Raw genomic sequence first — 24,424 nt, 5'->3', positions numbered from 1 at the left:
GGTTCCGCGGGCAAGGAGACCCCCACATGTTGCACCGACGTCAGCTGTTGACGGCCCTGGCGGCCGCGCCCGTTCTGCTGCCCGCGTTTTCGCAAGCCGCCCAGACGGCGGCGCCAGACCTTACTTCACGTATTAACGAATTGGAGCGCCGCAGCGGCGGACGCCTTGGCGTGGCGGTGCTGGACACCCAGACGGGCCGCCGCTTCGCCTGGCGCGGCGACGAGCGTTTCCGGATGTGCAGCACGATCAAGATGCCGCTCTCGGCCGCCATCCTGCGCCGCGTCGACCAGGGCCGCGAGCGCCTGGACCGCAGGATCACCTACGGCCGCGACGTGCTGATGGGCAATTCGCCGGTGGTCGAGAAGCATGTCGAGGACGGCATGACGATCGGCGCCCTGTGCGACGCCACGATCACCCGCAGCGACAACGCCGCCGCCAACCTGCTGTTCAATGCGCTGGGCGCGCCGACGGATCTCACCCGCTTCCTGCGCGCCATCGGCGACCAGACCACCCGCAGCGACCGCCTCGAGCCGGAGCTGAACACCGGCGCGCCCGACGATCCCCGCGACACCACCACGCCGGCAGCCATCGCAGAGACCTGGAAGACCCTGCTGCTGGGCGACGCCCTGTCTCCCGCCTCGCGGAAACAGCTGACCGCCTGGGTCGTGGCCAACAAGACCGGCGACAGGCGCCTGCGGGCGGGCCTGCCCAAGGGCTGGCGGGTCGGCGACAAGACCGGCAACAACGGCAAGGACCAGACCAATGACGTGGCCATCGCCTGGCCGCCGGGGCGGAAGCCGGTGCTGATCGCGAGCTTCCACGATCGGGGGAGCGCGGATGATGACGTGCGCAGCGCGGTGCTGGCGGATGTGGCGCGGGCGGCCGTGGCGGCGGGGTTTGGAGCGTAGAAAGTTATCCACAGGGTGACGGCGTGGAGCGCCCCCTCCGTCTCGTCGCCTGTCGGCGCCGATCCACCTCCCCCGCAAGCGGGGCAGGAAAGAGCCGCTTCCTCCTCCCCTGCGAAGCGGGGGAGGTGGCGCGATGCGGATACGCATCGTGACGGAGGGGGCGCAATTCCCGTGCTTATCCCCGCTCAGTCACCGACGTTTCCATGTCGCGCCAGCCACTTACCCAAAAACACCCGTTTCCTATCCCCGCCCCTCTCAACGCCCTCATGCTCTTCCCCATGAGCCAGACCCAATCCCCCTCCACCTGGTGCGCCGACCTCCAGGCCAAGCTGATGGCCGCCCTCGACGCCGCCTGGGCCTTGGCCGAAACCACGGACGACCCCGCCGTCATCGCCAAGGCCCGCGCCAAGGCCCGGCTATGCGGCCAGATGGCCGCCGAGGTCCGCAAGGTCGCCGCCATGGTCCCGCAGGCCAAGCCGCGCCAACTACCGCCCGCCATGCACGAGGCGCTCGATCGCCTCGATACGGACAAGCCGCCGGCCGCCCAGGCCATGGCGATGCAGGCCGCGCTGAGGAAGCTGAAGCGACGCTAAGCGCACCACTTGTTACCGGTAACTTTTCTGCTAGCTTTCCCGCGCTGACACCGGTGGCCAAACCGGGACGGGGAGAGAAACGACCATGCGGAACCTCATCGCGCCCTCGCTGATCGCGCTAGCGTTCGCTTCATCGGTAGCGGCCCAGACTCTCCCCTACCAGGACCCCAAACTCCCCGCCGCCCAGCGCGCCGCCGACCTCGTCAGCCGCATGACGCTGGAGGAGAAGGCCGCCCAGTTGCGCCACGCCGCGCCCGCCATCCCGCGCCTCGGCGTTCCCGCCTACAACTGGTGGAACGAGGGCCTGCACGGCGTGGCCCGGGCCGGCGAAGCCACCGTCTTTCCGCAAGCGATCGGCATGGCCGCCACCTGGGACGAACCGTTCGTCCATGAGGTGGCCGACACCATCGCCACCGAGTTCCGCGCCAAATATCTTGAGAAGGTCGCACCCGACGGCAGCACCGCCCAGTATCGCGGCCTGACGGTCTGGTCGCCCAACATCAACATCTTCCGCGACCCGCGCTGGGGCCGGGGCCAGGAGACCTGGGGCGAGGATCCGCACCTGACCGCGACCCTGGGCTCGGCCTTCGTTGAGGGGCTGCAGGGTCCCGACCTGAACCACCTGAAGACCCTGGCCATGGCCAAGCACTTCGCCGTGCACAGCGGTCCCGAGGCCGACCGCCATCGCGACGACATCCATCCCTCGCGCCACGACCTGGAAGACACCTACCTGCCGGCCTTCGAGGTCCTGGTCACCAAGGCCAAGGCCCAGTCGGTGATGTGCGCCTACAACGCCGTCGACGGCCAGCCGGCCTGCGCCAGCGACATGCTGCTGAAGGACAAGCTGCGCGGCCAATGGAAGTTCGACGGCCATGTGGTTTCGGACTGCGCCGCCATCGCCGACGTCTGGCTGCCGACCTCGCACGCCTATCGCAAGACGCCCGCCGAGGCCTTCGCCGTGACGGTCAAGGCCGGCACCGACCTGCTGTGCGACTTCGGCGGCCCCAACGGCGTCGAGGCCCCGGCCATCGTCGAGGCCGTGCGCACCGGCCTGGCGACCGAGGCCGAGGTCGACCAGGCCGCCCGCCGCCTGTTCGAGGGCCGCATCCGCCTGGGCCTGTTCGATCCGCCCGGCTCGGGTCCGTGGGCCAAGATCACCGCCGCCGACAACGACACCCCCGCCCACCGCGCCCTGGCCCTGAAGGCCGCGCAGAAGGCCATGGTGCTGCTGAAGAACGACGGCCTGCTGCCGCTGAAGACCGCGCCCAAGTCGATCGCCGTGATCGGCCCGAATGCCGACAGCGTCGACGCCCTGGTGGGCAACTACAACGGCACGCCGTCCAAGCCGATCACCGTGCTGGCCGGCCTGCGTGAGCGCTTCCCCGATGCCAAGGTCACCTTCGTCGAAGGCACGGGCCTGATCGGTCCGCCCAGCGAGAACGCGCCCGACGCGATCTTCTGCCAGGACGCCGCCTGCGCGACGAAAGGCCTGAAGGCGGAAGAGTTCGCGGGCCTGGAACTGGCCGGCGCGCCGACCGCCACGCGTGTCGACGCCAACGCCTCCCTGCGCTGGGGTTGGCCGACGCGCACGGCGCGCAAGGCGTCGATCCGCTGGAGCGGCTTCGTCACGCCCACGCAAAGCGGGCCGCACAGCTTCGCCATCGAGGGCGAGCGCGGCTGGCGCATCAAGATCGACGGAAAGGCCGTCGCCGAAGCCTGGGACACGATCCAAGATCCGAGCCAGGCCCAGACCGTGATGCTGACCGCCGGCAAGGCGTACGCCATCACGATCGAGGCCCGCCAGGACAGCAATCGCGGCAGCCAGCGCCTGACCTGGAGCCAGCCGGCCGACAACGCCGACACCGCCATCGCCGCGGCCAAGGACGCCGACCTGATCGTCTTCGTCGGCGGCCTGTCGGCGCGGGTCGAGGGCGAGGAGATGCCGGTCCACGCGCCGGGCTTCGCCGGCGGCGACCGCACCAGCCTGGACCTGCCCGGCCCGCAGCAAAAGCTGCTCGAAGGCCTGGTCGCCACGGGCAAGCCCACGGTGATGGTGCTCATCAACGGCTCGGCCATGGCGGTGAACTGGGCCGACCAGAAGCTGCCGGCCATCGTCGAGGCCTGGTATCCGGGCGGCGAAGGCGGCAGGGCCGTAGCAAACCTGCTGGCCGGCGACTTCAGCCCGGCCGGCCGCCTGCCGGTGACCTTCTACCGCTCGGCCGACCAGCTGCCGCCGTTCAAGGACTACACCATGGCCGGCCGCACCTATCGCTACTTCAAGGGCGAGGCGCTGTATCCGTTCGGCTACGGCCTGTCCTACACCAGCTTCAAGTACGGCAAGCCGGTGCTCAGCGCCGCCAAGGTCAAGGCCGGCCAGCCGCTGACCGTCAGCGTCGACGTCACCAACACCGGCGGCCGCGACGGCGACGAGGTGGCCCAGCTGTACGTCACCCGTCCCGGCGTGAGCGGCGCGCCCGTGCGGGCCCTGAAAGACTTCCAGCGCGTCACGCTGAAGAAGGGCGAGACCCGCAAGCTGACCTTCGCCCTGGACGCGGCAGCCTTCGCCACGGTCGACGCCGACGGCAGGAAGAGCGTCGTCCCCGGCGCGGCCGACCTGTGGATCGGCGGCGGTCAGCCCGTCTCGCGGCCGGGCCTGCCCCAGGCGGCCGGCGCGGCGGCGAAGGTGACCCTGACGCCGTAGCCGACATCCACCTTAGGTGCGACGTCGCATCAAGGCTCAGCTTGAGGGTGTTTAGCAAACCCTATATAGGGTAGGCCAACGCTCGTCGGTCGAGCGATGGGGAGCGCGCGTTCATGGCTACCACCCTGCAGGGTCTGAAGACCTACTACGACAACGTCATGCGGTCCGATTTCGCCCACATTCCGGCGACGCATCAGACCCTGCTGGCCAACCTGTCGACCCAGGTCGACGCGGGGACCCTGACCGTGGCGGCGGCCCAGTCGCAGGTGGTCAGGCTGGCGGTCGACACGACCTCGGTGGCCAGCCTGTCGTACAACTTCTTCACCGGCTCGACGCCGTTCCACCATGGGTTCGACTACCTGGTCTCGGCCGGCGGCCCGAACGCCAACAACCTGAATTCGGCCTACTATCAGGCGTTCAACGTCGAGAACCGCTACATCAACTTCGCCCTGAACCTGGGCAAGGCCGGCGAAGGCGCGACCTGGTTCGCCACCAACTACGGCGCCCTGACCATGGGCCAGGCGGTGGCCAAGGCCTATGCCGAGATCTTCGGCGTCACGCCGGACGCGGCCAAGATCGACGAACTGCTCAACAGCCAGGTGCCCGACGGCAAGGGCGGGACCTACACCCGCAACGCCTATTTCGCCACCTATGGCGGCGACGGCCTGGAGGGCGTCGGGACCAAGGCCGCCATGGTCGGATGGCTGCTGTCGGCCGCCGCCAAGGAGGATGTCGGGACCTACGCCAAGGCCAACGACGCCTTCCTGGCCGATCTTGCGCTGGACGGCGTGGCCTTCTTCCGCGGCGAGCTGGTGACGGTCTACGGACCCCCGCCGGCCGCGACGCCCGACGACAACACCATCACCTTCGCCGGCGACCTCGCGGCCGGCCAGACCCTCGCCGCCAACGCGGGCCACGACAAGATCACCGTCAACGGCACGGTCTATGGCCGTGTCACCGCCGACGGCGGCGACGCCCTGGTGCTGGGGCGTCTGGGCCTCACGCCCGGCTCGCTGGGCGTGCCCGAGCAGATCAGCAGCGTCGCCGTGACCGGCGGCAACAACACCGTCTGGCTCAAGGGCGGCTCGGTCCCGGGCTCGACCGTGACCGCGACCGGCGCGTCCAACACCCTGCATATCGACGGCGGTTCGACCTTCCACGAAGGGACAATCAGCGGCTTCCAGACCGTCTACCTGCACTCGGGCGGCATGCCTTCGGTAACGGGGGCGTCGGTGATCTACAGCGTCCTCAACGATGCGGCCTACACCGGCCTGGTCAGCATCGGCGCCTATAATCGCGAGCTAGTGGTGCTGAAGGACACGCCCAACGGCGTCATCCTCTCGGCCAACGGCACGACCGACCAGAGCGCTCGGGTCGATGTCCACCTGCAGAACTTCATGGGCGCGCCGACGACCCAGGAAAGCGTCGGCCGCGGCTACTACCAGCCCGACGGCGGCGCGATCGTGTTCTACGGCCGCAGCGACGGACCGCTCGACAACAACGGGACCCTGGCCCTGCATGTCGATAGCAACAGCACGGCCGGCATGATCGTCGGTTTCTCGACCAACAGCGCGCTCAGCCCCAACTACCGCGGGCCGCTGCCCAACCTGGTCATCGACGGCGCGGGATCGCTGACCGCCCAGATCGCCGGCAGCTTCACAAATGTCGACGCCACGCAGGCCGGCGACCTGAGTCTGTCCTACCGGGTCAACCCGTCGACCACCGAACAGGTCTTCCGCCTGGGCGACGGGACCAACAACTTGCGCATCTACTTCACTGGGGCGAACGGCTCCAACCCGGTCCTGGCCGCGAGCAAGTTCTATCTGGGCGCCGGCGTGGACACGATCAGCCTGGGCGCTGGCGGCTACGACACCGCCGCCGCCGCGTCGGGTCCCGGCTCCGGCCTGACTAACCTGCACATCTCCAACGGCGTCACCCTGAGCCCGCCGCCCCAGATCATCGGCTTCCAGAAAGGCGTCGACCACCTGGTCCTGGACACCCAGATCCATGCGATCACCGCGAACGTCCAGGCCTATGCCGACGGCAAGGCCACCCTGCAGGACGCCCTGATCGCCGTTTCGGCCCATGTGGCGGCGAGCACGGGCGCGGTCTTCAGCTGGGGCGGCGACACCTATGTCTATGCCCAGGACAGCCAGATTGGGGTGAACACTGTAGGCGGGACGGGTCCCGACGTGATTCCGATCGGCGACGGGCTGATCAGGCTGACCGGCGTCACCGGCCTGACGGTCGGCACGGGCGCGGGCAGCTACGACATCCACTACGGCTAAGGGGGCGGGAACCTCTCCCCGCCCCTCCAGCGGCTTAGAACGTCTCGCCGACCAGCTTCTCGCTCAGCGCCCACAGGGCCTGGGCGTTGGCCGGATCCAGCGCGTAAGAGCGCACGCCGTAGCGGACCTCCGAGGCGTCCTCGACCGGCGGCGCGAGGTGGCAGTCCTCGCAGTAGCGGCCGGCGACCTCGTCGATCGGGGCCACGACGCCGGCCCAGACGCTGGTGGCCGCGCCCTGTGGGATAGTCTTCCACTGGAAGGCGTCCGCGCCCTTGGCGGCGGCCTCGGCGTTCAGGTTGTCGATCATGCCCTGGATGAAGGCCGGATCCAGGTGGCGGGCCAGCTCGGTCTGGATGCCACCCGGATGCACCGCCACGGCTCGCACGCCGCGATCCTTGTGGCGACGGTCGAACTCGACGGCGAACAGGATGTTGGCGGTCTTGGAGCGGCCGTAGGCGGCGAACGGCACGTACTCTGTCGTCTCGAAGTTCGGATCCTCGAGATTGACGTCCGAGAAGCGGTGACCCGACGAGGCCAGCGACACCACCCGCGCCCCGGCCTTCAGCAGGCTGGCGATGCGGTTGATGAAGGTGAAGTGGCCCAGGTGGTTGGTGCCGAACTGGGTCTCGAAGCCGTCGACGGTCTTGCCGAAGGGCGTGGCCATGACGCCGGCATTGGCGATCACCAGGTCGAAGGCCCGGCCGTCAGCTACGAGGGCGTCGGCGGCGGCGCGCACGCTCGCCAGGCTGGCCAGGTCCAGTTCGATCAGCGACAGCGAACCGCCGCTCCTGGCGGCCGCCTCGCGCACGGCGGCGGTCGCGCCCTCGGCCTTCTGGAGGTCGCGGGCCGCGCCCACGACATCGGCGCCGTGGGCGGCCAGGGCGCGGGCGGTCTCGACCCCCAGGCCGGCCGAGACGCCGGTGACCAGCACCCGCTTGCCCTTGAGATCGACGCCGACCAGGACGTCGTCGGTGGTGGAGGTGGCGCCGAAGGAATTGCTCATGACTCTCTCGTCCCTTGTTGTCCGAGCCGATCCGGAGGATAAGTGGAGGAAGGCTCCGGATACATATTCGGAGGCATCCTCCGTTTTTCAAGACCGATGTCCGAAAATTCTGAACTCCCAAGCGTGAAAGGGGCGCGCAAACCCCGCGCCGACAGCCTGCGCAACCGCGAACTGCTGCTGACGTCGGCCAAGACGGCCTTCGCCGAGACGGGCGCCGACGCGCCGCTGGAAGACATCGCCCGCCGCGCCGGCGTGGGCATCGGCACGCTCTACCGCCACTTCCCCACCCGCGAGGCCCTGGTGGCGGCGGTCTATGAGCGGGAACTGGCGCAACTGGCGCGGGCCGCCGACGACTTCCTGGCAGGCCGCCCGGCCGGCGAAGCCCTGGCCGCCTGGCTGGACCTCTTGATCGACTACATGGCCACCAAGCGCGTCGTCGCCCCCGCCCTGCGCGCCGATCCGGGCGAAGGCTCGCGCGTCTACGCCACCTCCGGCGCGACCATCCTGCCGGCCCTGCAACGCCTGACCGACGCCGCCCACGCCACGAACGCCATCCGGTCCGACATCGGCTTCGAGGACATCCTGCGGATGATGGGGGGCCTCAGCCAGGGGTATGAGCTGCCCGGCTGGGAGGTTGGCGCGCGGCGGTTGCTAGGGGTGATGATGGACGGGTTGCGGGTGCGGTAGGCTAGGCGGGCGAGTTCATGTCCAGACGCCAGGACCGGGTCACCGCGAAACCCATCCAGAGCGCCGCCAGGATCGCCGAGACGGCGAGCAGGGCGTTGAAGCCACGCGCGAGAACCAGGCGCGAGTCCACCGCCGCCAGGGCGGGCCGGACAAGGCAGTCTTCCGCCGCACGCGGCGGCGCCGGACGCCGCAGCACCTCCTGGCGGGCCAGACGCTCGCTGGTGGCGCGAATTTCGGCGCACTGCGTCCAGTCGCCGTCTGGAACGATGACGTAGGTCTTCAAGGGCGGATCGCGCAGGAGATCGGCCACGGACAAGCCGACGACGCCCACATACGCCGTCGCGCACAGCGCCATCACGAGATTGCGGCTGATCGGGTCAGCCACCCGCGCTCCCACCCTAGGCCACCAACATCGCGAGCGGGTCGGCGACCGCCGGTGTGCGCTCGCTGGCGACGACCTGGGTCCGCAGATGGGCTTCCAGAATATCGAGGATCTCTGCATCGACCTCGGCGTCGAACTTGCGCGCGAAGAGGTCCGCGCTGGACGTCAGCATGTCCGCGTCGGCCTTGGTGAAGGTGCGAGGGCGAAGCTTGATGTCCCCATCGGGAACCCAGTCGATCGTCCGCTTGTCGTCGTTGACGATCTCGCCGTGCGCGGCGGTGTTCATCATCACGGTCTGGAAGAAGCCCTCATCGGCGATGAAGGTGTTGCGGTAGAAGGCCTTGTAGCGCTCGACCGACGGGTCGTGACAGACGAACTCGCAGAACGCCCGGCTGACCATCTTCCACTGGTTGCCGATGTAGGGCGTGGCGTCCTTGAGGAAGAGACGGGTCACCAGGCTGTCGATGATGCGACCGCCCTGCTCGACCACGTGCTGGAGAATCCGCCCCATGGTTTCGGGCCGGCTCTTGGCCTGGTCCAACACCCGGATGAACTCGCGCCCCCGGTTGGCGCCGAGAAAGTCGCGAATGCGGTCCTGCGTCGCCAGGGGAAAGTCCTGGCCGCTGAGATTGATGAAATAGTCCCACCGGGCGTCCATCTCGAGCAGCTTGGCCATGCCCCGCAGCTCGGCGTCGACCAGGCTGTAGCCGCCCCACAGGGCGCGTTGGCCCTCGAGAACGGCGGCGTTGGGATAGGCCGCGAGGAACGCGCGGAGCTCGTCCTCCAGACCCGGGCTGGCGTTCTTGTCGACATGGACAAGGTAGTGATTGGCCGGATCGTGGATCGCCTTGAACAGCCGCTTGAACTGTTCGGGATAACGATGGACCAGGACCAGATAGGCGATGGTCGGCGGCTCGCGGCGCGCGATCAAGACTTGGTGCCTCGCAGGGCGTCCGGGTCGATCGGCCGAGGCCTGGAAGGCTGGCTCCCGGTCGACCGGGAATCGTTCAGGCCCTTGGGAGCCGAGGGGCGTGTTCCGGGATAGGTTTTCATCGTGTGGCCTTTCGTCGAGCGCGCCGGTCCGCGGCGTTCGGTCTTCTCGCTGCGCCCCGTCCGCTACTTCTTGCGCGGCGCCAGGGTCTGCGAGAGCGCCGCCGACGGCGCGGCGGCGATCACCTTGGGCTTGATCGTCTTGGGTTTGCGGACTTCACGATTGCCTTTGGACATGGGTGTTCCTTTTGAAGGCGGCGGACGTCGGCCATGGGCGCGGCGCGGGCCAAGCCCGATCCGTCGCGGTCGACTCTTTTGCGATGTGAACTTGATAGGCGTCCCGGCTTCGGGACCTAGGGACCGTCCGCTTGGCGGACCGGTCCGAATGGCGTGACTGCGCGCCTCAAGAAAACCTTAGCACGGACATCCGTGCGACGGGGAAATGATTGCGCCGATTGGGGAGCCATCCCCCTCGGATCGCGCTATCATCCCTGCGCCACGGATTACCCCGCGCCATGCGGACTCGTTGGCCTGAAAGGACGTCATGTCCTCCCCCTCGAACACTCCAGTCCGCACGCCGACGCGCGTGGGGTTTCCGTGAGCCCGTGGAGCGCCGTGCTGGCGATTTTCGGCGTGCGCCAGGTCTCGATCCGCGAGGTGCGGGCCGAAGCCTTTTTCCTCGGCGGCCGGCACAAGGGCGAGATCCGGGAGGGCGCGCAGAAGGAGTTGCTGGCGCCGGGCCTGCATCCCGATCGCGCGGCCCTGCTGCGGGCGGTCATTCGCAAGACGCCGCGTTCCAATGTCGGGGAGGCGCGCTCATGACCGATGAAGACGCCCAGGCGATGCGTCGCGAGAACGACTATCTCAAGCGCCGGAACGCTCAATTGCAGAACGATGTCACTAGTCTGGGCGGCCAGGTCCTGCGCATGCAGCAGGAATTGGAGCGCTTCAGCGGTCGCCATCCAGGCCAGGCGCCGAACCCGCTGGCGAGCGGACAATCGTGACGCTCACGCCTGGCCAGCGCGCGGCCCTTAAGAACCTGGCGCGGAAGAAATCCGGCGAGGACGTCGACTGGATCAATATCAGCGACGCCCGCGCCCTGACCGATCAGGGCTTGGCCGAGAGGACCGGCGGCGGCTGGGTCATCACCCCGGCCGGAGCGGCCGCGCTCGCCGCTTCGGGGGACGGGTAGCCGTCCCCTACGCCCCTTCCTCATCCACATAGATGACCACCGGCTTGCCGCGCGACAGCGGCTCCCAGCCGGCCTCGATGGCCGACGTGATCGCCTTGGCGATGATGCGCACCGGGATCTGCGAGGGCTTGAGCGGCGGGGCGCTGAACTTGGGCTTCGGGCCGGGCGGGAACTCGATCAGCGCCTCGCGCTGGCCTTCCTTGTGGCGCGCGGCGATCACCTTGCCGTGGCGCTCCGACGGGTCGTAGTTCCACTGCGGCAGACGGTGCAGACGCCAGACATAGGGGTTGCCGTCGATATCGATGTCGAACTCGACGGTGAGCTTGGTGGTTTTGGCCATGCGAGGGAATAACCCGATGTGGCCGCAAGAAAAAGGGCCGCCCCTTTCGGAGCGGCCCTTGTCGGTTATTGCAGCGTCGCTTTTCCGAACGACAGCAGGCCGTTCTCAACCCCGACGGCGATGACGCCGCCGTCCTCGATCTCGCCGGCCAGCAGCTTGCGGGCGATCGGGTCGATCAGGTCCTTCTGGATCACGCGCTTCAAGGGGCGCGCGCCGTAGACGGGGTCATAGCCCTTGTCGGCGAGCCAGTTCAGGGCTTCGGCGTCGATCGACAGCGTCATGCGACGGTCGGTCAGCAGCTTCTCGACCCGCTGCAGCTGAATACGAACGATGTCGCTCATGTGCGTCCGCGCCAGGCGGTTGAACAGCACGATCTCGTCGATCCGGTTCAGGAACTCGGGGCGGAAGTGGCCGCGCACCATGCCCATCACCAGCGGCCGGACAGCCTCGACGTCTTCACCCTCTTCCTGGTTGGCCAGGAATTCGGCGCCGAGGTTGCTGGTCATGATGATCAGCGTGTTGCGGAAGTCGACCGTGCGGCCCTGGCCATCGGTCAGGCGACCGTCGTCCAGCACCTGCAGCAGCACGTTGAAGACGTCCGGGTGGGCCTTCTCGATCTCGTCGAACAGCACGACCTGGTACGGACGGCGACGGACGGCCTCGGTCAGCGCCCCGCCCTCGTCGTAACCGACATAGCCGGGAGGCGCGCCGATCAGGCGGCTGACCGAGTGCTTTTCCATGTACTCGGACATGTCCATCCGGGTGATGGCGTGTTCGTCGGCGAACAGGAACTCGGCCAGGCTCTTGGTCAGCTCGGTCTTGCCCACGCCCGTCGGGCCCAGGAACAGGAAGCTGCCGATCGGCTTGGTCGGGTCGTGCAGGCCGGCCCTGGCGCGGCGGACGGCGTCGGACACGGCGGCCAGCGCCTCGTCCTGGCCGACCACGCGACCGCGCAGTTCGTCCTCCATCTTGAGCAGCTTCTCGCGCTCGCCTTCCAGCATCTTCTCGACCGGCACCCCGGTCCAGCGGCTGACGACGGCGGCGATCTGCTCGGCGTCGACGACCTCCGGCGTCAGGGCGGCGGTGTCGCCTTCCTCGGCCTCTTCCAGGCGGCGTTCCAGGGCCGGGATCTCGCCGTACTGGATCTGGCCGGCGCGGGCGAAGTCGCCGGCGCGCTGGGCGGTGGCGAGGTCGGCGCGCAGGCGGTCCAGGGCTTCACGCGCTTGCGCGGCGCCGCCGACCTTGTCCTTCTCGGCCTTCCAGCGGGCGGTCATCTCGTCCGACCGGAACTGCAGGTCGTCGACCTCGACCTCGAGGTTCTCCAGGCGGTGCTTGGAGGCGGCGTCGGTTTCCTTGGACAGGGCCTCGCGCTCGATCTTCAGCTGCACCAGGCGGCGGTCGATCTCGTCCAGCTCCTCGGGCTTGGAGTCGATCGCCATGCGCACGCGGCTGGAGGCCTCGTCCATCAGGTCGATCGCCTTGTCGGGCAGGAAGCGGTCGGCGATGTAGCGGTTGCTGAGCGTGGCGGCGGCGACCAGGGCCGAGTCCGAGATACGCACCCCGTGGTGGACCTCGTACTTCTCCTTCAGGCCGCGCAGGATCGAGATGGTGTCCTCGACCGTGGGCTCGCCGACGAACACCGGCTGGAAGCGACGGGCCAGGGCCGCGTCCTTCTCGACGTGCTTGCGGTACTCGTCCAGCGTGGTGGCGCCGACGCAGTGCAGCTCACCGCGCGCCAGGGCGGGCTTCAAGAGGTTGGAGGCGTCCATCGCCCCATCGCCCTTGCCCGCGCCGACCAGGGTGTGCATCTCGTCGATGAACAGGATGATCGAACCCTCGGCCGCCGTGGTCTCGGCCAGCACCGCCTTCAGGCGCTCCTCGAACTCGCCGCGATATTTCGCGCCGGCGATCAGGCTGCCCATGTCGAGGGACAGCAACTTCTTGTCCTTCAGGCTTTCGGGCACGTCGCCATTGACGATGCGCAGGGCCAGGCCCTCGACGATGGCGGTCTTGCCCACGCCGGGCTCGCCGATCAGGACGGGATTGTTCTTGGTGCGGCGCGACAGGACCTGGATGGTGCGGCGGATTTCCTCGTCGCGGCCGATCACCGGGTCCAGCTTGCCGTCGCGGGCGGCCGCCGTCAGGTCGCGAGCATAGCGCTTGAGCGCCTCATAGCCTTCCTCGGCATTGGCGCTGTCGGCGGTGCGGCCCTTGCGGATGGCGTTGGCGGCGGTCTCCAGGGCCTGGGCGCTGACGCCGGCTTCCTTGAACAGCTTGGCCGCGTCCGCGCCTTCCTTGGCGATGGCGATCAGCAGGCGCTCGGTCGTGACGAAGGCGTCGCCGGCCGCCTTGGCGCCCTTCTCGGCCTCGGCGAAGACGCGGGCCGTGTCGGGCTTCATGTAGAGCTGGCCGCCGGCGCCGTCGACGCGCGGGGTCTTGGCCAGCAGGGTCTCGACGCCGCCGTCCAGTTGGTCGGGGCGGCCGCCGGCGCTCTGGATCAGGGCGCGGCTCAGGCCGTCCTTCTCCTCGAGCAGGACCTTGAGAATGTGTTCGGGCGCGAACTGCTGATGGCCTCGCGCGAGGGCCAGGCTCTGGGCCGACTGGACGGCCTGCTTGGCGCGGTCCGAATAGAGATCGATATTCATGTGTCTAAGGTGTCCCCTTCCTAGGCGGATCTGGACCAGCCGCCTCTTCTGAGCACGGCCGATCCCAGTGGGGCATTTAGGTGTGGCCCTCTAGCCACACAAGGCTCACCAGCCCCGGCCGGCGAGATAACGTTCGAGTTCGGTAATCCGCACCGCGTCGGACGGGTGGGTCGAGCCCAGATCGCCGCCACCGGACTGGCCGGTCTTGGCGTCCTGGGCCTGCATGTTGCGCCACAGGGCGACCGCTTCGCGCGGCCGGTAGCCGGCGCGAGCCATGAAGTCGACGCCCAGCTTGTCGGCCTCCAGCTCCTGTTTGCGCGAGAACGGCAAGAGCACCCCGAACTTGGCCGCGTCGCTGCCGTGGTCCTTGAGCAGCTTGCCGAAATCGGTGCCGCCGGCCGCCGCGCCGGCGATGCCCAGCAGGATCTTCGAGGTCCGCTCCTGCGAGACGCGCTCGGCGGCGTGGCGGGCGACGACGTGGCCGGCCTCATGACCGATCACGGCGGCCAGCTGGTCGTCGTTCTCGACGATGGCCAGCAAGCCCACCGTCACCCCGACGTGGCCGCCGGGCAGCACGAAGGCGTTCGGGGCCTCGTCCAGGAACACGGCGTAGTCCCATGGCCGGTTGCCCAGGCCCGCGGCCGTGATCACCCGCTGACCAACGGCCTGGACGCGGGCGTTCTTGCGCGGCTCCTTGGAGATGTAGCTGGTCCGCAGCGTGTCGGCCCAGGCCTTCTCGCCCTCGCCGACCAGGCTGTCGTCATTGACGATCAGCAGTTGGTCGCGGCCGAGGTCGGCATTGTAGGCGCAGCCCGACACCGCGCAGGCGGCGGCCATCAGGAGCGGCAGGGTCAGGCGGCGCAAGGTTGCCATGAAGCTCGGCTGTGTTTCAGACACGACATAAGCCTTATCCCCGGCGGCCCGCCCGGACGCAACCGCTCAAGCTTAGAACGACCACGCACAACCGACACCCAACTTGGCCTCCGCCGCGCCCAACAGGCTCGGCTGGATGACACCGACCGGTTTGCAGCCATTCTTGGGCGGCCGCGTCAGATAGGGCCTGGCGTCACGGACATAGCGGCCGGTCGGATCGAGATTCGGACGCGGCGCCCTGCCCGCGTCCATGGCCTGGGCCAGCTGCTCCTGGCAGCGCGCCCGCGCCTCGGCGGGCAGGCGGTCCAGCGTCGCCAGCCGGCAACCGCCCAGGCCAGCCAGGCCCGGCGCCGGCGACGCGGCCGCGACGCCCTCCGAGGCCGATGGCGAGGCAGGTCCGGCGGGCACGGTGACCGGAGCGACCGGCGCGAGGTCGGCCTTCGTCGAGACCCCGCGAGGTGCGCCCCTGGCCTGGGCCGACGGCCTGGGCCTCGGCGGGATCGGCGCGCGCTCCAGCGAGACGACCATGACCGGCTGCGGCGGAGAGACGGGTTTGCGCGCCAGGTCGAGCACGAACAACAGCACCAGCAGCGCGTGGAACGCCACCGAGCCCAGCACAACGCCCCATCGCCGCACGCCCCGCCCCTTCTAAACCCCCGGTAGCTTCACTAGCGGTGAGGTCGCGGGCGGAAGTCGGTCTGAAACGTGGCTATTCCTCGTCCAGCGGCCGGCCGTTGCGGGCCCGCAGGTCGGCGATCAGGGTGCGCATGGCCCAGCCGGTGGCGCGGGCCATCTGTTCGCCGGTCAGTTTCCAGTGGTCGCGCATCTCCAGCCAGGGCGTGGTGTGCAGCACCTGCAGCATGGCGGTGGCCAGCACCTGGTCCTGCGCCGGCAGGTCCTTGACCAGGTCGGCGGCGGCGGCGCTGTAGCTGGCCAGACGCTCGTCATTGGTCGACAGGCGCATGACCCGGCCTTGGGGCGTGGACCGCACCAGAGTGGCGATCGGGGCGATGCTGTCGAAGCCGGTATAGATGTCGTGCAGGTCGTCGGTGAGGTTGGCCTCGCAGGTCGGATAGGCGACCCGCGGCCCGGCCAGCGCCTGCACCCGCTCATGCGCCGCCGCCAGCAGCGCCTCGCGGTCGGGGAAGTAGCGATAGACCGTCCGCCGCGCCACGCCCGTGCGCTCGGCGATCAGGTCGTGATTGATGTCCATCCGCCCCTCGGCCAGCAGCGCGATCAGGGTGTCGGCGATGCGGGTGCGCATCTCCAGCTTCTGGGTCTCGCGGGCGCCGGGGGGCTTGGGGGTGTCACCATCCATGGCGGCGGGTTTAGAACGCGGCACAAATTGTGTCAAATTCAGCGGCGAAGCTCGAGGATGTCCAGCTTCGACTCCTGCTTGGGCCACGGCAGGGCCAGGCGGTACCGGCCCGCGCCCACCCGCTCCAGCACCCCGACCTGGTCGCGGTCGGGATCGCGGCCGTAGCGGGCCTGGCCCTCGCCGGTTCCCCAGGACACCGCGCCCAGGAACACCAGGCGCCTGGAGGCCTCGGGATAGAGGTTCCCCGCCTGGCGCTGGCTGCCGGTGGTCTTCTCCAGGATCAGGTCGCCGCCCGGGGTCAGCGCGACCCGGCAACGGAACCAGCCATAGGCCACATAGGACGGCCCGCTGCCCGGCGAGCCCAGCTTGATCGTCCGGCAGCGATAGGCGCCCGGCGTCGGCTGCGGGCGGGCCAGCGACACGCGGGGATCGGCCAGCGCGCCCAGGGCCTTCAGCGCACGCCCGTGGCCATCCGAGCGCGCCTGCGACAGGGCCGAGTCCCAGGCCTCGTCCAACTGCTCCAGCCGGCGGATGTCGGCCCGCTTGGCGTCGGCGCGCCAGTCGGCGGAAGCCGCGTGCGCCGAGCCGGCGGCGAGCAGGGACAGGATGAGGGCGGCGGGCAAACGCATGGCGGCTCCTGAGCTTTGCGGTCAGGGGTAACGCCGGGCGGTGGCGAGAGTTCGGCTAACGGCACCCCTTGCGCAGCAGGCCGTCCATCGCCGCCGCCAGCTTGCCGCCCAGCGTCCGCTGGCCGGCGGTCGTCAGGTGCAGGGTGTCGGACTTCAGCGGCAGGCCCTGGGCCGAGACCATGGTCACGCATGCGGGCATCGGGCCGGCCTGGACCGCCTGGATCGCCGCCCAGGACGGATAGGTCTTGGGCGCGCTGACCTCGGGCGACGGCGGGTCGGCCAGTTGCACCAGGACGAGGGGCAGGCGCCTGTCGCCCAGATCCTCGCGGAACTGCTCGATCAGCGCTTCGAAGCTTTCGCGCCAAGCCGTGGCGGAGTCGGGCCGGCCAGCGTCGGTCTCGCCCTGGTACCAGAGAATCCCGCGCACCGGGCCCACCGCCTTGGCGCGGGCGAGGCAGGCGCCGTAGAGGGTGTCGCGACCGCCGCCCGGCGTCCATTGGCCGATGGACGAACCGCCCTTGGCGCAGGGGACCAGCAGGATCGGCCGGCCGTTCAGGCCCTGCAGATCGCGGGCGAAGAACAGCCCCGGCCCGACCGCGGCGATGGCGTCGCTCGAGATGGCGTCGACCTGGCCAATCGCGGTGTCCAGCGGCTCGACGGCCGGGCGGAGGGTCTCTTCGTTGCCGTAGAGCTGGATGGCCGGATCGGCGAGGCGCTCCTCGGCGGTCAGCTCCTCGACCAGGCCCCGGCCCGACATGTTGGACTGGCCGGTCAGCAGATAGACGTCGGGCTTCTGCGCCATCAGCGCCAGGGCGAGCAGCAGGGCGCTCATTTCAGGATCGCCCGCGGACCGCGAGCCGATCGTTCGTCGGCCATTCTTCGGCTCCGGCCCCGTCGGGATCCGACCCTATCGCCGAAGCGGACCGGTCGCCAGGGCCTCCGTTTGGCTGGCCACACCGTCAGTCCAATCTGACATTTTTGGTCAGGCCAGTTTGACAAAGTCAAAAAACATGGTCATGCCAATCGCGCGGCAGTCATTCGTGCACGTCGCAACACGAGGCGAGCGTAACGGCGGCGCGCTCAGGGGAAACGGAAGGTCATTTCTCGGACAGCGCAGGTCCGTTCGACGCCTGAAAAACACCAAAAGAAACAAAAGCATACCTGAACACAGGTCACCTCGCTGAGCAGGAGGGGAAAACTTGCTCATGCAAAAAGGGGTGGAATACCAATGTCTCGATATCAACACGGGCTCGCGCGTCGCGCGGGTCTGCTGGTCAGCGTCTCGTCAGTCATACTGGCGAGCGGCGGATACGCCATGGCCCAAGACAAGACGACGGCGTCCGACGAGTCTCAGGTCGTCGAAGCCGTCACCGTAACCGGTTCGCGGATCACCGCGATCGCCACCAATGCGCCGACGCCCGTCACGGTCGTCTCGACGGAACAGATCCAGCAGACGACGCCCAGCAGCCTGCCGGACGGTCTGAACAAGCTGCCGATCTTCCAGGGCTCGGCGATCCCGACCCGCTCGGGCGACGGCGCGGGCAACCAGGCCCAGAACGTCCTGGCCCTGCGCGGCTTTGGCACCCAGCGCACGCTGGTGCTGATGGACGGCCATCGCCTGACGCCATCGAACGCCAACGGCACGGTGGACGTCGACTCGATCCCGCAGATGCTGATCAGCCGCGTCGACGTCGTCACCGGCGGCGCCTCGGCGGTCTATGGCTCGGACGCCGTCACCGGCGTGGTCAACTTCATCATCGACAAGAAGTTCACCGGCCTGAAGATCGAAGCCAACGCCGGCATCTCCACCTACGGGGACGGCAACAGCTACAAGTTCGGCATCGCCGGCGGGGCCAATGTGCTGGGCGGCCGGGGTCACGTCCTGGGTTCGTACCAGCGCCGTGAAACCGACGACGTCTCGAACTTCGACCGCGCCTATGGCCGGGGGGTCTACACCCTGACCGGCAGCGGCACCGTCGCGGCGCCCTTCACCACCTCGATGAATGTCCGTCGCGGCGATAGCGCGTTCGGCGGCAAGATCACCCAGTGCGTCGGCGGCTGCGCGGCCCTGAACCAGCAATTCGTCAGCAACGGGGTGCTGGGTCCGTTCCTGCCCGGCCAGACCACCGGCACCGGCAACCAGAACGTCGGCGGCGACGGCGCCTTCGCCCGCTACACCACCGCGCTGGTGGCCATGCGCCAGGACGAGCTGTTCGGCCGCTTCGACTTCGAGCTGACCGACAACGTCAACTTCTACGCCCAGGCCTCATACGCCAACGCCTACTCCGGCGGCTGGCACTTCCCGGTCAAGCTGACCCCCGGCAACGGCCAGGCCAGCACCTTCTACAAGAACAACCCGTTCCTGAACGCGGCGACGCGCGCGGCCCTGGGCGACAACGGCCTGTCGGACGCCACCAACACGTTCCAGATGGGCACCTACATCATCAGCACCGGGTCCAAGGGCCTGACCGGCACGCGCAACGTCAACGAATACACCAACTTCAACACCGGCCTGAACGGGACGCTCGGCGACTACCGCTGGGACCTGACCTACACCCACGGCAAGAACGACCTGATGGTCGAGAGCCGCAACAACTCCAACTACCAGAAGCAGTTCGCCGCCCTCGACGCGGTGACGGTGGGCGGGGTCGTGCAGTGCTACGCCGCCACCCAGGCCGCAACGGCCGCCGCCTACAAGGGCTGCGTGCCGCTGAACGCCTTCGGCCCGACGGCGATCACCCAGGACGCCTTCAACTGGTTCACGGCCAACACCCACCAGAACGTCATCAACACCATGGACGACGTGGCCGGCAGCTTCACCGGCACGGCCTTCCACAACTGGGCCGGCCCGATCAACTTCGCCGTCTCGGGCGAGGCGCGCTGGAACAAGTACACGGTGTGGAGCGACGCCAGCCCGACGGCCACCGTCGACTGCACCGGCCTGCGGATCTGCAACCCGGCCCTGGCGCTGTGGGCCCAGCCGGTCTCGGCCAATGTCACGGCCAAGAACAACGTCTGGGAAGTCGCCGGCGAACTGGCCATTCCGCTGCTGAAGGACCTGCCGCTGATCAGCAGCCTGGATGCGAACCTGGCCGGTCGCTACACCGACTACAGCACCTCGGGCAGCGTCCAGACCTGGAAGGCGGGCCTGGACTATCGCGTCAACAACAGCCTGCGGTTCCGGGCGACCACGTCGCGCGACATCCGCGCGCCGACCCTGAACGACCTGTTCCAGCCGGTGCAGGCCTCGGTCAGCGGCTTCGTCGACCTGCACACCAGCACCAGCAGCACGGTGTTCATCTCGACCAAGGGCAATCCCGACCTGGTTCCGGAAGTCGCCCGCACCTACACGGTCGGCGCGGTGTTCACGCCCAGCTTCTTCCCCGGCTTCAGCGCCTCGGTCGACTGGTACAAGATCAGCATGGACAACGCGATCGGCGCGATCGCGGCCGGGAACAACACCATCCAGCGCCTATGCGAGGACTCGGGCGGCACGTCGCAATATTGCACCCTGTTCGAGCGTCCGCTGCCGTTCAGCAACCACACGCCGGCCAACTTCCCGACCAAGGTCTATAACCAGAGCCTCAACACGGCCTTCACCGAGATCAAGGGCTGGGACGTCGAGCTCAACTACCGCTTCCAGGCCCTGGGCGGTTCCTGGACCACGCGCCTGTTCGGCAACTACCAGCCGACCAACGTGTCCCAGGCCTTCCCGAGCGCGCCGTTCACCACCGTCTCGGCCCCGCAGGCCCGCGTCACCGGCATCCTGCGCTACGAGCGCGACAACCTGGCGATTGGCGTCCAGGACCGCTGGCTGGGCGGCTTCAGCAAGATCACCTCGCCCGGTCAGGTGTGGGTCGATCCGGACGTGCGCCCGTTCAACTCGACCGACATCAATGTCGAGTACAAGCTGGGCAAGGACGCCAACACCACCGCCTATGTCACGATCCAGAACGTGGCCAACGCCAAGCCCGAGATCGTGCCGCTGGCCGGCTCGATCGGCCTGACCTTCCCGGTTCCGGGCGGCCAGGACATCATGGGCCGTTACTACACCGTGGGCGTTCGCGCGCGGTTCTAAGGCATAAAGAAAAAGGGAGCCGCTTTCGCGGCTCCCTTGATCTTGTCACCGATCCTGAGTGGATCAGGCGTCTTCGGATTCAGAACCGGTCGGAGCGCCCTCGCCCGCCTCGAAGCTGCGCGGCGCGCGGCGACGACGGGGCTTCTTCACCTCTTCACCACCATCGGCGGCCGGCGCTTCCGCAGCCGGAGCCTCCGCGACGGGCGCTTCGACGGTCTTGGGCGCACGGGTCGACTTGCGGCCCAGGAAGGCCGGAGCCTCGCTGACGGCGCCGTCCTGGCCCCGCAGCACCGGCGAGCTTTCGCTGGCCGGGGCGCTGGAGGTGGGCAGCGGCGAGGCTTCCGGCTCGATCACGGCCAGCGGATCACGGTCGCCGCGCGGCTGCCAGTCGCGGTCGCGGTTGCGATCGCGGTCACGGCCACGACGACGGCCTTCGCGGCCCTCGCCCTCACCGCCTTGCGGCTGGTTTTCACCCTCGGCGGCGGCCGGGCGGTCTTCACGGGGACGGTCATCCCGGGGACGATCGTCGCGGTCGCGGAAGCGGTCCTCACGAGGACGGTCGTCACGCGGGCGATCGTCGCGAGGACGATCATCACGCGGGCGGTCGTCCCTGGGGCGGTCATCGCGCGGACGATCATCACGGGGGCGATCATCACGGGGGCGATCATCACGGGGACGGTCATCGCGGTTGCGGTCGCGGTCGTCGCGGTCACGCCAGCGGTCGCGGCGGCCTTCGCCCTGACCCTGGTTGTCGCGACCCTGGTTGTCGCGCGGACGGTCGTCGCGGTTGCGATCACGGTCGCGGTTGTTGTTGTTGTCGAAGTTGCGGTCACGGTCGCGGTTGCGGTCCCGATCGCGGTTCTCGAAGCGGTCACGGCGTTGCTCGCCGCCTTCACTGTTCTCGCCGCCTTCGCCCTGGCCTTCCGGCTGAGCGGGGGTCTCGGCGGCTTCCGGCTCTTCGGGCGGCTCGGCCTCGAAGTCGATCTCATACGCCGAGTAGACGTCCTTGCCGACGATGTCGGACACCGGACGATTCGGCTGGATGGCGCGCAGGACGCGGAAATAGTGCTCGGCGTGCTGCAGATAGTTCTCGGCCAGCACCCGGTCGCCGGACGACGTCGCGTCGCGGGCCAGCTGCTGGTACTTTTCGTAGACGCTCTGGGCCGCGCCGCGAACCTTGACCCCTTCGGGCCCGTTCGAGTCGAAAGCGCGGTTGGCGTTGTGCTGTTGAGGCTTGCCGCCGCTGCCACCGCGATTGTTGCGGCCGCGCTGGCGCTTCATGCCTTTGAAATCTCTCATGGTCTCTCTGAACCTGTCCGGAGGTCAGTCTTGCGCTGGCGCGTCCGGCCTTGCTGGTCTCTGAGCGGGTCGAACCCTGGTGAGTTTCAGAGACACTGGTTTCCGTAGAGCCCCCGCCCTGTCTTTGGGCGCGGCGACCGGCGAACCGGGCGCGCCTGCCAGGGGAGCATCGCAAACGTCAAGAACGTCTGCTTTTCCCGTCACCTGGCGATCTGGAAGGGGACATGACTCGTCTAACGGTTCACGCCCCGGTTTCCAAGGGATTTTTCACCCCGGTGACAACACGGTCGTGCGTCGACAGGTCCTTGATCGTCGTGACCTGCTGGGCGCCGGCCTCGCGGAACAGCGCCTCAACGTCCTTGGACTGGTCGAAGCCGATCTCGACGGCGAACATCCCGGCCGGTTTCAGCACCCGCAGGATCTCCGGCGCCAGCAGGCGATAGGCGTCCAGGCCGTCGGCCCCGCCGTCCAAAGCCAGGCGCGGCTCGTGGTCGCGAACCTCCGGCTCCAGGGTGTCGATGACGGCGGTCGGGATGTAGGGCGGGTTGGAGACCACCAGGTCGAAGCTGGCGTCGCCCAGGCCGGCCGTCCAGTCGCCGTGCAGGAAGGCCGCGCGGGTGTTGAGGTCCAGGCTGGCGGCGTTGTCGCGCGCCACGGCCAGGGCCTCGGCGGAGGCGTCGATCCCCAGGCCCTTGGCCGCCGGCCGCTCGGCCAACACCGCCAGAAGAATGGTGCCCGAGCCCACGCCCAGGTCCAGCATCGAGAACCCCATCTGCTCGGGGAAGGCCTTCAGCACCTCGTCGACGATGACCTCGGTCTCGGGACGGGGCGTCAGGACGTTCTTGTTCACCTGCAGCAGGATCTTCCAGAAGCCCTTGCGGCCGATGATGTGGCTGACCGGCTCCCGGCGCGCACGGCGGCTCAGGTAGTCCTCGAGGGTCGCTTCCTGCTCGGCCGTCAGCTCACGATAGGGATCGGTGACGATCTCGGTGCGCGAGACGTTGGCGGCCACTTCGAGCATCAGGCGCGCGTCGATGGAGGGCTGATCGATGCCGGCGTCCTTCAGACGATCCTTGGCGGCGGTCCAGGCTTTGACGAGGGTCAGGGTCATGGGCGGGGTTTAGCGTGTTGAGGTTGGGGTGGCGAGATTGAAAGAGGTACCAGATTTTGGTATCGTGACGACATGGCCAGCAAGAATACTTCCGTGAGCCTGGGTGAGCATTTCCAGGCTTTCATCGATGCGCAAGTCGCCTATGGCCGCTACGGCTCGGCCAGCGAGGTCGTGCGGGCGGGGCTTCGCCTTTTGGAGAGCCACGAGGCCAAGCTCGTGGCCTTGCGAGCAGCGCTAAAGGCGGGTGAAGAGAGCGGCTTCATCGAAGACTTCGACTTCGACGCGTTCGTTGAGGAAAGGCTGCGGGAGTCCCAAACGCAAGGGTTCCACGAGGAAAGGCTTACCGCCTCTCGTCTCTCGCCAGGCTCGATCTCATCGAAATCTGGAGTTACTCGCGCGGTCAATGGGGCAACGTCCGCGCCGAAGCCTATCTCCGAAGCATCCAGTCCACGGTCGAAATGATCGCCGAGCGTCCTGACGTCGGCTGGACTGACGAAGCGATAGGCGAAGGCTACCGCCGCCGCGCGATCGGATCGCACGTCATTTTCTACCGCATGGGCAAGGGCGTGGAGATCGTCCGCGTTCTCCACCAAATCATGGACGCGAAATCCCGCCTGGGCTGATCAGCCAACCGCCACCCCATCCCCCTCGGCCACCGCACCGCCCGCCGTCACGTTCACATAGATCCCGCAGAACATGTGCTCGTAGTTCTCGAACAGCGCCTTCACCAGTTCCACGTCCCGCTCGGCCGTCGTGGGATCGACGTGTGTCGCCGCGCAGCGGACGATCGGTTTGAGGACCTCAGCGGTCGCGCCGCCGACGGTCAGGGTCTTGCCGGTCCAGTCGTTCTCGGCCCAGGCGGGCCAGCCTTCGACATAGAGGTTGGCGCGGAAGCGCAGCGGATCCAGGTCCATGCCCAGGCGCTGCCCCAGGTCCCGCACGCTGGCCAGGTTGACGATCGAGACGTAGCCGGAGCGGCTGTCCATGAACCGGTGCGCGCCCGGGCCTTCGATGACCTTCAGCGGGCCCTTGATCTCGCCGTCCAGCAGATCGGCCAGCCAGCTCTCCAGACCCGTCCGCCCGGCGTCCGAGCGCAGGTCGCCGGCGAAGTCGGGGCGGCCCTCGGCGCGGGCGCTGAACACGCCGGTCGTCTCGTCATAGGCCGTCCGAGCCTTGGCGACGGCCGGGATCTTGGCCAGCACCGTGAACTTCATCTTCGAGATGTGGCCGGGCGCCTCGGGATCGAAACCGCTCGGCCCGTCCTCGACGGCGTAGAGCCGATCGCATGGGAAGCACGCCCCCGCCTCCAGCGTGGCGGTGGTTAGCCGCTCGGGCGTGAAGCCCTTCACGGGGTGGCGGTAGATCGAGGCGATGCGGGCGTCCATGG

24 protein-coding genes and 3 pseudogenes are annotated in these 24,424 nt (G+C 68.5%); 12 read left to right on the top strand and 15 right to left on the bottom strand.

Features of this window, described 5'->3' with window-relative positions; all coding sequences use genetic code 11:
• Positions 1-26 precede the first annotated feature (26 nt).
• From bla to AC1RR5_RS08385, 5 genes and pseudogenes are all read left to right on the top strand, one after another.
• Entirely contained in the window at positions 27-908 is an 882-nt protein-coding gene (gene bla, locus AC1RR5_RS08405) for a class A beta-lactamase (protein ID WP_492920843.1), read from the top strand.
• A 30-nt stretch (positions 909-938) separates the two neighbouring features.
• A pseudogene (locus AC1RR5_RS08400) lies at positions 939-1,019 on the top strand (hypothetical protein); the annotation flags it as partial.
• A 167-nt stretch (positions 1,020-1,186) separates the two neighbouring features.
• Entirely contained in the window at positions 1,187-1,501 is a 315-nt protein-coding gene (locus tag AC1RR5_RS08395; protein ID WP_492920842.1) for a hypothetical protein, read from the top strand.
• A gap of 85 nt (positions 1,502-1,586) precedes the next feature.
• Positions 1,587-4,202, top strand: coding sequence for a glycoside hydrolase family 3 C-terminal domain-containing protein (locus tag AC1RR5_RS08390; RefSeq protein ID WP_492920841.1), 2,616 nt, complete (start codon positions 1,587-1,589; stop codon positions 4,200-4,202).
• A gap of 113 nt (positions 4,203-4,315) precedes the next feature.
• Positions 4,316-6,490 carry a hypothetical protein gene (locus AC1RR5_RS08385; protein WP_492920840.1) on the top strand — a complete coding sequence of 725 codons (2,175 nt, stop codon included), beginning with the start codon at positions 4,316-4,318 and terminating at the stop codon, positions 6,488-6,490.
• A 34-nt stretch (positions 6,491-6,524) separates the two neighbouring features.
• On the opposite strand, the gene AC1RR5_RS08380 is transcribed toward AC1RR5_RS08385, so the two are convergent.
• Positions 6,525-7,493 (bottom strand): SDR family NAD(P)-dependent oxidoreductase, encoded by a 969-nt coding sequence (locus tag AC1RR5_RS08380; protein WP_492920839.1) that lies wholly within the window; start codon positions 7,491-7,493, stop codon positions 6,525-6,527.
• A 123-nt stretch (positions 7,494-7,616) separates the two neighbouring features.
• On the opposite strand from AC1RR5_RS08380, the gene AC1RR5_RS08375 reads away from it, so the two are divergent.
• Complete coding sequence (locus AC1RR5_RS08375) at positions 7,617-8,180, top strand: TetR/AcrR family transcriptional regulator (RefSeq protein WP_492920838.1); 564 nt, start codon at positions 7,617-7,619, stop codon at positions 8,178-8,180.
• Between the two features lies 1 nt (position 8,181).
• Here the strand turns inward: AC1RR5_RS08375 and AC1RR5_RS08370 are convergent, their stop codons facing one another.
• Genes AC1RR5_RS08370 through AC1RR5_RS08360 form a run of 3 tightly spaced genes read right to left on the bottom strand, consistent with a single transcriptional unit; the run spans position 8,182 to position 9,615 of the window.
• A complete protein-coding gene (locus AC1RR5_RS08370; protein WP_492920836.1) occupies positions 8,182-8,565 on the bottom strand; it encodes a hypothetical protein in 384 nt (127 codons plus the stop codon).
• 13 nt (positions 8,566-8,578) lie between these two features.
• Positions 8,579-9,493: a beta-1,6-N-acetylglucosaminyltransferase gene (locus AC1RR5_RS08365; protein ID WP_492920834.1), complete on the bottom strand. Its 915-nt coding sequence runs from the start codon at positions 9,491-9,493 to the stop codon at positions 8,579-8,581.
• Positions 9,490-9,615, bottom strand: coding sequence for a hypothetical protein (locus tag AC1RR5_RS08360; RefSeq protein WP_492920832.1), 126 nt, complete (start codon positions 9,613-9,615; stop codon positions 9,490-9,492). Before AC1RR5_RS08360 ends, AC1RR5_RS08365 begins: the two co-directional genes overlap by 4 nt.
• Positions 9,616-10,167: 552 nt before the next feature.
• Here AC1RR5_RS08360 and AC1RR5_RS08355 point away from each other — a divergent pair.
• From AC1RR5_RS08355 to AC1RR5_RS08345, 3 genes are read left to right on the top strand one after another with little or no spacing between them, the layout of a single operon-like run.
• Positions 10,168-10,374, top strand: a complete 207-nt coding sequence (locus AC1RR5_RS08355; RefSeq protein WP_492920830.1) for a hypothetical protein — start codon at positions 10,168-10,170, stop codon at positions 10,372-10,374.
• Positions 10,371-10,556, top strand: coding sequence for a coiled-coil domain-containing protein (locus AC1RR5_RS08350; RefSeq protein WP_492920828.1), 186 nt, complete (start codon positions 10,371-10,373; stop codon positions 10,554-10,556). Before AC1RR5_RS08355 ends, AC1RR5_RS08350 begins: the two co-directional genes overlap by 4 nt.
• Entirely contained in the window at positions 10,553-10,744 is a 192-nt protein-coding gene (locus tag AC1RR5_RS08345; protein ID WP_492920827.1) for a hypothetical protein, read from the top strand. The genes AC1RR5_RS08350 and AC1RR5_RS08345 overlap by 4 nt, the downstream gene beginning before the upstream one ends.
• 7 nt (positions 10,745-10,751) lie before the next feature.
• Here AC1RR5_RS08345 and AC1RR5_RS08340 read toward each other — a convergent pair whose 3' ends face one another.
• From AC1RR5_RS08340 to AC1RR5_RS08310, 7 genes are all read right to left on the bottom strand, one after another.
• On the bottom strand, positions 10,752-11,084 hold the full coding sequence (locus AC1RR5_RS08340) for a hypothetical protein (protein ID WP_492920826.1): 333 nt from the start codon (positions 11,082-11,084) through the stop codon (positions 10,752-10,754).
• 65 nt (positions 11,085-11,149) lie between these two features.
• Positions 11,150-13,729, bottom strand: coding sequence for an ATP-dependent chaperone ClpB (gene clpB / locus AC1RR5_RS08335; RefSeq protein WP_492920825.1), 2,580 nt, complete (start codon positions 13,727-13,729; stop codon positions 11,150-11,152).
• Between the two features lie 105 nt (positions 13,730-13,834).
• Complete coding sequence (locus AC1RR5_RS08330; RefSeq protein ID WP_492920824.1) at positions 13,835-14,602, bottom strand: M48 family metallopeptidase; 768 nt, start codon at positions 14,600-14,602, stop codon at positions 13,835-13,837.
• Between the two features lie 72 nt (positions 14,603-14,674).
• Entirely contained in the window at positions 14,675-15,238 is a 564-nt protein-coding gene (locus tag AC1RR5_RS08325; RefSeq protein ID WP_492920823.1) for a hypothetical protein, read from the bottom strand.
• A 73-nt stretch (positions 15,239-15,311) separates the two neighbouring features.
• On the bottom strand, positions 15,312-15,920 hold the full coding sequence (locus AC1RR5_RS08320) for a TetR/AcrR family transcriptional regulator (RefSeq protein ID WP_492920822.1): 609 nt from the start codon (positions 15,918-15,920) through the stop codon (positions 15,312-15,314).
• Between the two features lie 38 nt (positions 15,921-15,958).
• Positions 15,959-16,549: a DUF4893 domain-containing protein gene (locus AC1RR5_RS08315; protein WP_492920821.1), complete on the bottom strand. Its 591-nt coding sequence runs from the start codon at positions 16,547-16,549 to the stop codon at positions 15,959-15,961.
• A gap of 55 nt (positions 16,550-16,604) precedes the next feature.
• A complete protein-coding gene (locus tag AC1RR5_RS08310; protein ID WP_492920820.1) occupies positions 16,605-17,381 on the bottom strand; it encodes a sialate O-acetylesterase in 777 nt (258 codons plus the stop codon).
• A 483-nt stretch (positions 17,382-17,864) separates the two neighbouring features.
• Here AC1RR5_RS08310 and AC1RR5_RS08305 point away from each other — a divergent pair, with 483 nt between their 5' ends.
• Complete coding sequence (locus AC1RR5_RS08305) at positions 17,865-20,627, top strand: TonB-dependent receptor plug domain-containing protein (protein ID WP_492920819.1); 2,763 nt, start codon at positions 17,865-17,867, stop codon at positions 20,625-20,627.
• Between the two features lie 63 nt (positions 20,628-20,690).
• Here the strand turns inward: AC1RR5_RS08305 and AC1RR5_RS08300 are convergent, their stop codons facing one another.
• From AC1RR5_RS08300 to prmC, 3 genes and pseudogenes are all read right to left on the bottom strand, one after another.
• Positions 20,691-21,926, bottom strand: coding sequence for a DUF4167 domain-containing protein (locus AC1RR5_RS08300; RefSeq protein WP_492920817.1), 1,236 nt, complete (start codon positions 21,924-21,926; stop codon positions 20,691-20,693).
• 4 nt (positions 21,927-21,930) lie between these two features.
• Positions 21,931-22,130 (bottom strand): annotated as a pseudogene (locus AC1RR5_RS08295) (hypothetical protein); the annotation flags it as partial.
• Between the two features lie 37 nt (positions 22,131-22,167).
• Positions 22,168-23,037 carry a peptide chain release factor N(5)-glutamine methyltransferase gene (gene prmC, locus AC1RR5_RS08290; RefSeq protein ID WP_492920816.1) on the bottom strand — a complete coding sequence of 290 codons (870 nt, stop codon included), beginning with the start codon at positions 23,035-23,037 and terminating at the stop codon, positions 22,168-22,170.
• 72 nt (positions 23,038-23,109) lie between these two features.
• Between prmC and AC1RR5_RS08285 the strand changes: the two are divergent.
• Positions 23,110-23,373: pseudogene (locus tag AC1RR5_RS08285) on the top strand (type II toxin-antitoxin system ParD family antitoxin); the annotation flags it as partial.
• Positions 23,374-23,411: 38 nt separating this feature from the next.
• Positions 23,412-23,660, top strand: a complete 249-nt coding sequence (locus AC1RR5_RS08280; protein ID WP_492921324.1) for a type II toxin-antitoxin system RelE/ParE family toxin — start codon at positions 23,412-23,414, stop codon at positions 23,658-23,660.
• Here AC1RR5_RS08280 and AC1RR5_RS08275 read toward each other — a convergent pair whose 3' ends face one another.
• Complete coding sequence (locus AC1RR5_RS08275) at positions 23,661-24,422, bottom strand: MOSC domain-containing protein (RefSeq protein WP_492920815.1); 762 nt, start codon at positions 24,420-24,422, stop codon at positions 23,661-23,663. It abuts the gene before it with no gap.
• Positions 24,423-24,424: the final 2 nt, after the last annotated feature.

The sequence above is a fragment of the Caulobacter sp. GW821-FHT11E11 genome (genome assembly GCF_058808315.1).
The sequence above is the reverse complement of the archived record's forward strand: the minus strand, read 5'-3'. Positions and strand labels throughout refer to the sequence as shown.

Coding starts and splice junctions, on each gene's coding strand:
- prmC (WP_492920816.1), bottom strand. CDS start 23,037: ATGACCCTGACCCTCGTCAAAGCCTGGACCGCCGCCAAGGATCGTCTG.
- clpB (WP_492920825.1), bottom strand. CDS start 13,729: ATGAATATCGATCTCTATTCGGACCGCGCCAAGCAGGCCGTCCAGTCG.
- AC1RR5_RS08310 (WP_492920820.1), bottom strand. CDS start 17,381: ATGAGCGCCCTGCTGCTCGCCCTGGCGCTGATGGCGCAGAAGCCCGAC.
- AC1RR5_RS08380 (WP_492920839.1), bottom strand. CDS start 7,493: ATGAGCAATTCCTTCGGCGCCACCTCCACCACCGACGACGTCCTGGTC.
- bla (WP_492920843.1), top strand. CDS start 27: ATGTTGCACCGACGTCAGCTGTTGACGGCCCTGGCGGCCGCGCCCGTT.
- AC1RR5_RS08330 (WP_492920824.1), bottom strand. CDS start 14,602: ATGGCAACCTTGCGCCGCCTGACCCTGCCGCTCCTGATGGCCGCCGCC.
- AC1RR5_RS08395 (WP_492920842.1), top strand. CDS start 1,187: ATGAGCCAGACCCAATCCCCCTCCACCTGGTGCGCCGACCTCCAGGCC.
- AC1RR5_RS08360 (WP_492920832.1), bottom strand. CDS start 9,615: ATGAAAACCTATCCCGGAACACGCCCCTCGGCTCCCAAGGGCCTGAAC.
- AC1RR5_RS08275 (WP_492920815.1), bottom strand. CDS start 24,422: ATGGACGCCCGCATCGCCTCGATCTACCGCCACCCCGTGAAGGGCTTC.
- AC1RR5_RS08305 (WP_492920819.1), top strand. CDS start 17,865: ATGGCCCAAGACAAGACGACGGCGTCCGACGAGTCTCAGGTCGTCGAA.
- AC1RR5_RS08320 (WP_492920822.1), bottom strand. CDS start 15,920: ATGGATGGTGACACCCCCAAGCCCCCCGGCGCCCGCGAGACCCAGAAG.
- AC1RR5_RS08390 (WP_492920841.1), top strand. CDS start 1,587: ATGCGGAACCTCATCGCGCCCTCGCTGATCGCGCTAGCGTTCGCTTCA.
- AC1RR5_RS08385 (WP_492920840.1), top strand. CDS start 4,316: ATGGCTACCACCCTGCAGGGTCTGAAGACCTACTACGACAACGTCATG.
- AC1RR5_RS08300 (WP_492920817.1), bottom strand. CDS start 21,926: ATGAGAGATTTCAAAGGCATGAAGCGCCAGCGCGGCCGCAACAATCGC.
- AC1RR5_RS08315 (WP_492920821.1), bottom strand. CDS start 16,549: ATGCGTTTGCCCGCCGCCCTCATCCTGTCCCTGCTCGCCGCCGGCTCG.
- AC1RR5_RS08340 (WP_492920826.1), bottom strand. CDS start 11,084: ATGGCCAAAACCACCAAGCTCACCGTCGAGTTCGACATCGATATCGAC.
- AC1RR5_RS08350 (WP_492920828.1), top strand. CDS start 10,371: ATGACCGATGAAGACGCCCAGGCGATGCGTCGCGAGAACGACTATCTC.